Below are 9,464 nucleotides of genomic sequence, written 5' to 3' on the forward strand. Positions count from 1 at the left end.
CCCCCGCCTCCGCGCGATCCTCCGCGTCATCGACAACTGCGGCGTGGAAACCCGCTACTTCACCCAGCCCCTGGACGCCCCCACCATCAACGGCACCGCGGGCGTGGGGGAACGCGCCACCCGCGCTTTCACCGACGGCCTCGCCCTGGCCGAACAGGCCGCCTGCGCCACCCTGCACCGGTACGGCCTCCAGCCCGGGGACATCACCGGCCTCATCACCACCCACGCCACCGGCTGGGCCGTCCCCAACCTCGACATCCACCTGACCGCACGGCTCGGCCTGCGGCCCACCGTCCGCCGTACGGCCCTGACGACCACCGCCTGCGCCGGCGGCGCCCACGCCCTCCTCCGCGCCGTGGAGCAGGCCCTCCTCCACCCGGGATCCCGGGTCCTCGTCGTCGCCGCCGAAGTCCTGTCCACCGCCTACAACCACGCCGACTCCGCGATCGAGCACATGATCTACAAGGCGCTGTTCGGCGACAGCGGAGCCGCCACCGTCGTCTCCAGCGATCCCCTCGGACCCGGCCTGGCCGTCGAGGCCGACGGACTCTTCGAGTACGCCCTCCCCGACAGCCTCACCATGTACGCCGGCCGCATCGACAGCGCGGGCCTGCACTTCGACAGTACGAAGCAGGCCACCGGCGGAGCCAAGCGCGTGATGCCCGCCGTCCTCGACTGGCTTGCCGGCCGTACCGTCGACGTGCCCCTCATCCACCCCGGATCGAAGCCCATCATCCTCGACACGGCCACCGCGCTCGGCCTCGCCGAGACCGACGCCCGCCACTCCCTCGACACCCTCGCCGAAGAGGGCAACCTCGGCGGGGTGTCGGTCCTCCGGGTGCTCGAACGCACCCATGGCCGGCCACCGGCCGACGGGGACAGCGCGCTGATGGTCGCCTACGGGCCGGGGTTCTCCGTCTCCGCCCTCCACGGGACCTGGCGGAACTAGCGGCGTGGAGCGGCGGCACAGGCGTGCGCGGGGCCTCTCGGACCCCCGGGAGGCCCTGCGCGCGCACGGGGCCGGACATGGCCTGTCCGGATGCGCCGTCATCCCGGTGCCGTGCGCCGCTGACCGGACGCGGTCGGAACAGCCGGCCGGCCGGGGTCAGGCGGAGAAGGCCGCGTCGAACGAGGCCGACGGCGGCTCGAAGTCGTAGGCCCTCAGGCGGGCCAGGGCCTCCGGGGCGCCCTGGAGCCGGTCCATGCCGGCGTCCTCCCACTCGACCGAGAGCGGCCCGGTGTAGCCGATGGAGCGCAGCATGCGGAAGACGTCCTCCCAGGGCACGTCGCCGTGTCCGGCGGAGACGAAGTCCCAGCCGCGGCGCGGGTCGCCCCAGGGCAGGTGGGAGCCGAGGCGCCCGTTGCGGCCGTCGAGGCGCTTACGGGCCTCCTTGCAGTCCACGTGGTAGATCCGGTCGCGGAAGTCCCACAGGAAGCCGACCGGGTCGAGGTCCTGCCACACGAAGTGGGAGGGGTCGAAGTTCAGGCCGAAGGCGGGGCGGTGGCCGACCGCTTCGAGGGCGCGGCGGGTGGTCCAGTAGTCGTAGGCGATCTCGCCGGGATGGACCTCGTGCGCGAACCGCACGCCCTCGGCGTCGAAGACGTCGAGGACCGGGTTCCAGCGGGCGGCGAAGTCCTCGTAGCCGCGCTCGATCATCGACTCCGGCGCGGGCGGGAACATGGCGACCAGGTGCCAGATCGCCGAGCCGGTGAAGCCGATGACGGTGTCGACGCCGAACGCCGCCGCGGCCCGGGCGGTGTCCTTCATCCGGTCGGCCGCGCGCCGCCGTACGCCCTCCGGGTCACCGTCGGCCCACACCGCGTCCGGCAGGATCGCCCGGTGGCGCTCGTCGATGAGGGCGTCGCAGACCGCCTGCCCTACCAGGTGGTTGGAGATCGCCCAGCACTTCAGGCCGTAGGAGTCGAGGAGCTGATGGCGGGACGTGACGTAACCGGGGTCGGAGAGGGCCTTGTCGACCTCGAAGTGGTCGCCCCAGCAGGCGAGTTCGAGTCCGTCGTAGCCGAAGTCGCGGGCGAGCCGGCAGACCTCCGCCAGGGGCAGGTCGGCCCATTGGCCGGTGAAGAGGGTGAACGGGCGCGGCATGCGGGGGTCCTCCTTCAGCTCGCGACGGGCGTGTAGACGGAGTTCTTCTCGGCGCTCTCCTCCACCGCCGCCAGGACGCGCTGCACCTGGAGCCCGTCGGCGAAGGAGGGGTCGGGGCGGGTGCCCGCGGCGATGGCGTGCACCAGGTCGCGGGCCTGGTGGACGAAGGTGTGCTCGTAGCCGAGGCCGTGGCCCGGCGGCCACCAGGCGTCCAGGTAGGGGTGCTCGGGCTCGGTGACGAGGATACGGCGGAAGCCCGCCTCGGCGCCGGGGGCGGTGGCGTCGTGGAACCACAGCTCGTTCAGCCGCTCCAGGTCGAAGGCGAGCGAGCCGCGCTCCCCGTTCAGCTCGATGCGCAGGGCGTTCTTGCGGCCGGTGGCGTACCGAGTGGCCTCGAAGGAGGCGAGGGCGCCGGAGGTGAAGCGGCCGGTGAACACGGCGGCGTCGTCCACGGTGACCGCGCCGGTGCCGGACGCGGACACGGCGGCCAGGCCCCGGCTCGGGCCGCCGGGCAGCGGGCGCCGCCGGACGAAGGTCTCGGTGAGCGCCGACACCCCGGCCAGCGGCTCGCCCGCCAGGTGCTGGGCGAGGTCCACGATGTGCGCGCCCAGATCGCCGAGCGCGCCGGAGCCGGCGTGCTCCCTGCGCAGCCGCCAGGTCAGCGGGAAGGCCGGGTCGGCCAGCCAGTCCTGGAGGTACGTCGCCCGTACATGGCGCAGGGTGCCGAGCCGGCCGTCGGCGATCATCCGGCGGGCGAGCGCGACGGCGGGCACGCGGCGGTAGTTGAAGCCGGTCATCGCCAACTGCCCGCGTCCGTACGCGGCTTCGGCCGCGCGCGTCATGGTCTCGGCCTCGGCCACGGAGTTCGCGAGGGGCTTCTCGCACAGGACGTGCTTGCCGGCCGCGAGCGCGGCGACGGCGATCTCGGCGTGGCTGTCACCGGGGGTGCAGATGTCCACGAGGTCGATGTCGTCCCGGGCGACCAGGACACGCCAGTCGGTTTCCACGGCCGCCCAGCCGTGCCGCTCGGCCGCCGCCCGCGCGGCGGCCCCGTCCCGTCCGCAGAGCACGGCCAGCACCGGCCGGCGGGGCAGGTCGAAGACGCGGCCCGCGGTGCGCCAGCCCTGGGAGTGGGCGGCGCCCATGAAGGCGTAGCCGACCATGCCGACGCGCAGCGGTGGCTTTCCGGATCCGGGCACCGGCTCCGACCCGGCCCCGGGCGCCGCGCCCGGTGCCGCCGCGAGCGCCGGCCTCGGTGCCGGCTCCGTCATGCCCTCGCGTGCCGGCTCCGTCATGCCCTCGCGTGCCGCGTCCGGGGCCGCCTCGCGTGCGGGTGCCGGCGCCGCTTCGTGTGCCGCCTCCGGTGCGGCCAACCGTGCCGTCTCCGGTGCGGCCGCGGGGCCCGCTGGCTGCTGCGGCTGTTCCATGCGCTCGTCCTCCTCGTCGTCGGGGCGCGTTCGTCGTGGCGCGGTGGGGGGAGCGGGCGGGCCGGCTCACCGGAAGCCGGTGGGCATGTAGCGGTCGACGTTGGTCTTGTCGACCACGGCCGAGTAGAGGGTGAGGGACGCCGGGATCTCGAACTCGGCGAGGCCGCCGACGCCCTTGCCCTGGCCGAGGGCGCGGGCGAGGTCGATGGCGGAGGCGGCCATGGTGGGCGGGTACAGGACCGTCGCCTTGAGCACGCCGTCGTCCCGCTCGATGGCCTGGAAGGCGGACAGCGCGCCCGCGCCGCCGACCATCAGGAAGTCGTCGCGTCCGGCCTGCTCGATGGCGCGCAGCGCGCCCACGCCCTGGTCGTCGTCGTGGTTCCACAGCGCGTCGAACCTCGGCTGCGCCTGGAGGAGCTGGGCCATCTTGGCCTGACCGGACTCGACGGTGAACTCGGCCGCCTGCCGGGCCACCTTCGTGATGTTCGGGTAGTTCTTCAGGGCGTCGTCGAAGCCCTGGGTGCGCTGCTTGGTCAGCTCCAGGTTGTCCAGGCCGGCCAGCTCGATCACGCGGGCGTCGGGCTGGTCCTTGAGTTTCTCGCCGATGTAGTGCCCGGCGTTGAGCCCCATGCCGTAGTTGTCGCCGCCGATCCAGCAGCGGTAGGCCTGCGCCGAGTCGAAGACGCGGTCGAGGTTGACGACGGGGATGCCGGCGCGCATCGCCTTCAGGCCGACCTGGGTGAGGGCCTTGCCGTCCGCGGGCAGGACGACCAGGACGTCGACCTTCTTGTTGATCAGGGTCTCGATCTGGCCGATCTGCTGGGCGGTGTCGTTGGAGCCCTCGGTGATCTCCAGAGTGACGTCGGCGTACTTCTTCGCCCGGCTCTCGGCGTTGTCGTTGATGGCGTTGAGCCAGCCGTGGTCGGCCTGGGGCCCGGCGAACCCGATGGTGACGTGCTTGCCGGGCGTGTCGCCGCTGGCCGGCCGCTCGTTCGCGGCGGGCCCGTCGTCCTTCGCCTCGTTGCTGGTGCACGCGGTGAGCAGTGCTCCGGCGGAGACGGCGGCGGTGCCGAAGAGCAGTCCTCGGCGACTGGTGATGGGGGACATGGCGGTGAACCCTTCCTCAGCTCGTGCTCGCACTGCGGCGCTGGACCAGGACGGCGGCGACGATGATCGCGCCCTTGGCGATCTGCTGGACGTCGCTCTGGAGGTTGTTCAGGGCGAAGATGTTGGTGATCGTCGTGAAGATCAGCACGCCGAGCACGGACCCGGTGACGGTGCCGCGGCCCCCGCTGAGCAGGGTGCCGCCGATGATGGCGGCGGCGATGGCGTCGAGTTCGTAGAGGTTGCCGTTGGTGTTCTGGCCCGAGCCGGAGAGCACGATCAGCAGGAAGGCCGCGATGCCGCAGCACAGCCCGGACAGCAGGTAGAGGTAGAGCCGCTGGCGGCGGACGTCGATGCCGGCGAGGCGGGCGGCCTCGGCGTTGCCGCCGACGGCGACCGTGCGCCGGCCGAAGGTGGTGCCGTTGAGCAGCAGCCGGCCGAGGACCGTCACGCCCGCGAACACCAGGACCAGCGGCGGCAGGCCCAGCACATAGGAGTCGCGCTCGCCGAGCCGGAGAATGCCGTCGACGGTCACGATCTGCGTCTTGCCGTCGGTGATCTGCAGGGCGAGTCCGCGCGCCGACGCCAGCATGGCGAGGGTGGCGACGAAGGGGACCATCCCGCCGTAGGCGATGAGCAGACCGTTGACGAGTCCGCAGCCCAGGCCCACGACCACCGCCGTGAAGAGGATCCCGGCGAAGCCGTACTCCTGGGTGGCGACGGTGGTCGCCCACACGGAGGCGAGGGCGACGACGGCGCCGACGGACAGGTCGATGCCGCCGGAGGTGATGACGAAGGTCATGCCGACGGTGACCACGCCGATCACGGACGCCTGGGTGAGGACCAGCTGGAGGTTGCGGGTGTCGAGGAACGCGTCCGGCTCGGTGACGCCGCCGATGCCGACGAGCGCGGCGAGCACCCCGAGCAGGGAGAGGGTGCGGACGTCGGCGCGGGCCGGCAGGCCGCGCCGGCCGGGGAGCCGGCCGGCCGGAGGCGTGGGGCCGGCGGTGTCCCGGGGCGGGGAGGCGTGCTGCGTCATGACGCCGGGCTTCCTTCCATGACGAGGTCGAGGACTCGGTGTTCATCCAGTTCCTGGGCGGGTGCCGTGTGCACGACCCGGCCCTCGCGGAGCACCAGCACCCGGTCGGCGAGACCCAGCACCTCGGGCACCTCGCTGGAGACCAGCAGGACGGCCAGGCCCTCGTCCGCCAGCCGGCGCACCACCGCGTACAGTTCGGCGCGGGCGCCGACGTCGACGCCCCGGGTGGGCTCGTCCAGCAGCAGCACCCGGCAGCCGCGCAGCAGCCAGCGGGCGAGTACGGCCTTCTGCTGGTTGCCTCCGGACAGGGTGCGCACGGGCACGTCCGGGTTGCCGGGGTGCAGCGACAGCTCCCGGGCCGCGGCCCGGGCGGCCTCCCGCTCGCCGCGCCGGTCGATCCACCCGGCCCGGGCGTAGCGGGACAGGGAGGACACCGACACGTTCCGGGTGACGGACTCCAGCAACAGCAGGGCCTGGGCCTTGCGTTCCTCGGGCGCGAGCCCCATCCCGGCGCGTACGGCGGCACGGACGCTGCCGGGGCGCAACCGGCGTCCGGCGACGACGACATGCCCCGCGGTGGGCCGGCGCGCCCCGTAGACGGTCTCCAGGATCTCCGAGCGGCCCGAGCCGACCAGCCCGGCGAGCCCGACGATCTCACCGGGGCGCAGATCGAGGTCGAACGGCGCGAACTCGCCGTCCCGGGCCAGTCCGCGCACCTGGAGGACCGGTTCGGCGCCGGGCGCCCGCGCGGGCCGCTGCGGGAAGACGTAGGCGACGGTGCGGCCCGTCATCAGGGCGACGACGTCCCGGGTCGGGGTGGTCCTCGCGGGCAGCCCGCCGGCGACGGCCCGGCCGTCCTTGAGCACGGTCACCCGGTCGCCGATGCGCCGGATCTCCTCCAGCCGGTGGGAGATGTAGACGACCGCGACCCCGGCGGAGGTCAGGTCGGCGACGATCCGGAAGAGGTTGTCCACCTCGCCGGGATCGAGCGCGGCGGACGGCTCGTCCATGACGATGAGCCGTACGTCGTGGGAGAGGGCCCGGGCCATGGACACGATCTGCTGCTGCGCGGCCGACAACTCACCGACGCGGCGCCCCGGTTCGATCTCGGGATGCCCGAGCCGCTTCAGCAGGGCGGCCGTCGCGGCGCGGGCGGCCTTCGCGCGGACGAGGAACCCGGCGGCCGTCGGCTCGTGCCCGAGATGGACGTTCTCCGCCACCGACAGGTGCTCCACCAGGTCGAGTTCCTGGTGGATGGTGGCGATACCGAGGCGCATCGCGGCGATCGGGGAACGCAGGGTGACCGGCTCGCCGCGCCAGCGGACGGTACCGCCGTCCGGCTGGTGGGCGCCGGCCAGCACCTTGATGAGCGTGGACTTCCCGGCGCCGTTCTGGCCGAGCAGGCAGTGCACCTCCCCGGCCTGGACGTCGAGGTCGACGCCGTCCAGGGCGCGGACGCCGGGGAACGACTTGGTGATCCCGGACATGGTGAGCAGCGGTGGTTCTGGTGCCATGTGAGTCCCCTCGGCGGGCGTGCGGGCCGGTGTCAGGGCGTTGCGGTGCCTGCGCGCGGGCAGACCTGTCACGACGTCGGAGGTCGGGGGGGCGAGCGCGCCGCGGGCAGGGGGCGGCGTTCGACGAGTCAGCGGGTGCGGTGTACGCGAGGGCGCGGTGATCGCTCGCGCCGACCGGGTGCGGGTGCGGGTGAGACGGGGCGTGGTGCGCGGGTGCGGGTGAGACGGGCGTGCCGTGTGCGGGCGGTGCGTCCGAGCGGGTGTCTACGCGGGTGAGAAGAGGTGGTCGCTGATCAGCCGGGCGGCGCCGATGACACCGGCACTCGGGCCCAACTCCCCGAGGACGATGGGCAGATTGCCGGTGGCGAGCGGCAGCGACTGGCGGTAGACCTGGGTGCGGATCGCGGCGAGCAGGGTGTGCCCGAGGCCGGTCACCCCGCCGCCGATCACCACCAGGCCGGGGTTGAAGAAGGACACGAGTCCGGCGATGACCTGGCCCACGCGGGTGCCGCCCTCGCGGATCAGTTCGAGCGCGGTGGCGTCGCCCGCGGCGGCAGCGGCGGCGACGTCCACGGCGGTGAGGGTGCCGTTCGCCGCCAGCCGGGCCGCGAGGTCGGCGGACAGGCCCTGCCCGGCCGCCTGCGTCGCGTCCCGGGCCAGTGCCGCGCCGCTGAAGTGGGCTTCCAGGCAGCCCCGGTTGCCGCAGGCGCAGGGGCGGCCGTCGGGCACCGCCTGGATGTGGCCGATGTCGCCGGCGCTTCCGGTGGTGCCCCGGTGCACCCGGCCGCCCACGACGATGCCGCAGCCGATCCCGGTGCCGATCTTGACGCACAGGAAGTCGGCCGTGGTGCGGGCGACTCCGGCGTGCTGTTCCCCCAGCGCCATGAGGTTCACGTCGTTGTCCACCATGACCGGGCAGCCGAGTTCCTGACTGAGCGCCTCCCGGACGGGGAAGCCGTCCCAGCCCGGCATGATCGGCGGGGCGACCGGCACGCCCTCGGGGAAGCGGACCGGCCCGGGGACGCCGATGCCGGCGCCGTCGAAGCCCCCGGCGAGTCCCGTGGCCCTCAACTTACCGGCCATCGCCAGGACTTGCTCGAAGACCGCGACCGGTCCCTCCCGCACGTCCATCGGCTGGTTGAGATGGCCGAGGATCTCCAGTTCGGGGTTGGTGACGGCGACGTCGACCGAGGTCGCGCCGATGTCGACGCCGAGGAACCTGAGGTCCGGGTTGAGCCGGACGTTGTGGGAGCGCCGGCCGCCGCGCGAGGCGGCGAGTCCGTCGGCCACCACCAGGCCCGTCTCCAGCAGCCGGTCCACCTCCACGGCCAGCTTGGACCGGGACAGGTCGACCTGGTCGCCGAGCTGGGCGCGGGAGTTGGGCCCGCCGTCACGCAGCAGCTTCAGCAGGCGGGCCTGGTGCGCGTTCGCCGGTCGAGCCGTCATGCGTCTCACGAGCCCCTCCCCGCCAGTTTCGGCCACCAGTGTCGGGCTTTCGACAGGGAACGTAGCAGTGGCCGCCGAGGCTGGGAAGAAGTCCTGCACGGATTCCCGGAACTTCTTCCACGGAGAGGACAAAGCCCCTGGCCCCGGCGGCGGACGCCCACCGAGCGGCGGCTCAGCGCTTCTGCCAGAGGGTCAGCTCGGCGGTGTAGTCGGGCAGATTGCCGTCGGTGGCCGCGGTGATGCGGGTGACCTTCAGCAGGGCCAGCCGGTCGTCGGTGGTGACGGTGCAGAGCCGGGTGCCGACCGGGATGGTGGTGCGCAGGTCGGCGGCCTCGATCTCCTGGGGGAGCACGTCGGACCGGGCGCCCGCCAGACACTCGGCGGGCGTCGTGCCGGTGCTCCTGCCCATCGGCGTGTAGAACTCCCAGCGCCCGCCCGATATCTCGCTCAGCTTGATCTCCCGGCCCGGAGTGTCCTGGACGACCTGGGGGACGTCGAGGTCGACCGTGACGATGTTGGCTCCGCTCGGGGACCGCAGGGCGAGGGGCCGGTCCTTGAAGACCACGGCGTACCCGGCGTCGTCTCCCGTGGCCGGTGAGGGATCCGCCGGGGCGGAGGAGCCGTGCCCGGACGGCTCCTTGCCGCCGCTTCGAACCTCGCCCGAGGTGCCGTCCGGCCGGGTCAGCGTCCAAGTCGCCACGACCGCGAGCACGACGGCCACGGCGGCGCCCACGAGGACGCCCACGGTCGGCGTACGACGCGCCGGGGCCGTGGCGGGCGGCGCGTACGCCGGCGGGGGCGGGGCCATGGTCGGGGCCCCGGCGAAGGTG

At 73.6% G+C, this 9,464-nt stretch carries 7 protein-coding genes and 1 pseudogene; 1 reads left to right on the plus strand and 7 read right to left on the minus strand.

Annotated features, from left to right (window positions below; translation table 11 throughout):
* A partial coding sequence (locus CCN44_RS29975) for a beta-ketoacyl-[acyl-carrier-protein] synthase family protein (RefSeq protein WP_107502122.1) occupies positions 1-949 on the plus strand: 949 nt, incomplete at its 5' end.
* A gap of 156 nt (positions 950-1,105) precedes the next feature.
* On the opposite strand, the gene CCN44_RS29980 is transcribed toward CCN44_RS29975, so the two are convergent.
* The 7 genes and pseudogenes from CCN44_RS29980 to CCN44_RS30010 all read right to left on the minus strand — a co-directional run.
* Complete coding sequence (locus CCN44_RS29980; protein ID WP_059255759.1) at positions 1,106-2,104, minus strand: sugar phosphate isomerase/epimerase family protein; 999 nt, start codon at positions 2,102-2,104, stop codon at positions 1,106-1,108.
* A 14-nt stretch (positions 2,105-2,118) separates the two neighbouring features.
* Positions 2,119-3,267, minus strand: coding sequence for a Gfo/Idh/MocA family protein (locus CCN44_RS29985; protein WP_086701078.1), 1,149 nt, complete (start codon positions 3,265-3,267; stop codon positions 2,119-2,121).
* A 330-nt stretch (positions 3,268-3,597) separates the two neighbouring features.
* Positions 3,598-4,638, minus strand: coding sequence for a substrate-binding domain-containing protein (locus CCN44_RS29990; protein ID WP_086701066.1), 1,041 nt, complete (start codon positions 4,636-4,638; stop codon positions 3,598-3,600).
* A 16-nt stretch (positions 4,639-4,654) separates the two neighbouring features.
* Positions 4,655-5,674 (minus strand): ABC transporter permease, encoded by a 1,020-nt coding sequence (locus CCN44_RS29995; protein WP_086701069.1) that lies wholly within the window; start codon positions 5,672-5,674, stop codon positions 4,655-4,657.
* The gene (locus CCN44_RS30000; RefSeq protein WP_086701071.1) at positions 5,671-7,188 is read right to left on the minus strand and encodes a sugar ABC transporter ATP-binding protein; all 1,518 of its coding nucleotides are present in this window, start codon (positions 7,186-7,188) and stop codon (positions 5,671-5,673) included. Before CCN44_RS30000 ends, CCN44_RS29995 begins: the two co-directional genes overlap by 4 nt.
* A 264-nt stretch (positions 7,189-7,452) precedes the next feature.
* On the minus strand, positions 7,453-8,634 hold the full coding sequence (locus CCN44_RS30005; protein ID WP_059255751.1) for an ROK family transcriptional regulator: 1,182 nt from the start codon (positions 8,632-8,634) through the stop codon (positions 7,453-7,455).
* A gap of 172 nt (positions 8,635-8,806) precedes the next feature.
* Positions 8,807-9,464, minus strand: a pseudogene (locus CCN44_RS30010) (hypothetical protein); the annotation flags it as partial.

Origin of the sequence: Streptomyces tricolor, from assembly GCF_002155905.1 — a bacterium.
GTDB classification, from domain to species: domain Bacteria; phylum Actinomycetota; class Actinomycetes; order Streptomycetales; family Streptomycetaceae; genus Streptomyces; species Streptomyces tricolor.

Coding starts and splice junctions, on each gene's coding strand:
- CCN44_RS30005 (WP_059255751.1), bottom strand. CDS start 8,634: ATGACGGCTCGACCGGCGAACGCGCACCAGGCCCGCCTGCTGAAGCTG.
- CCN44_RS29980 (WP_059255759.1), bottom strand. CDS start 2,104: ATGCCGCGCCCGTTCACCCTCTTCACCGGCCAATGGGCCGACCTGCCC.
- CCN44_RS30000 (WP_086701071.1), bottom strand. CDS start 7,188: ATGGCACCAGAACCACCGCTGCTCACCATGTCCGGGATCACCAAGTCG.
- CCN44_RS29990 (WP_086701066.1), bottom strand. CDS start 4,638: ATGTCCCCCATCACCAGTCGCCGAGGACTGCTCTTCGGCACCGCCGCC.
- CCN44_RS29995 (WP_086701069.1), bottom strand. CDS start 5,674: ATGACGCAGCACGCCTCCCCGCCCCGGGACACCGCCGGCCCCACGCCT.
- CCN44_RS29985 (WP_086701078.1), bottom strand. CDS start 3,267: ATGGTCGGCTACGCCTTCATGGGCGCCGCCCACTCCCAGGGCTGGCGC.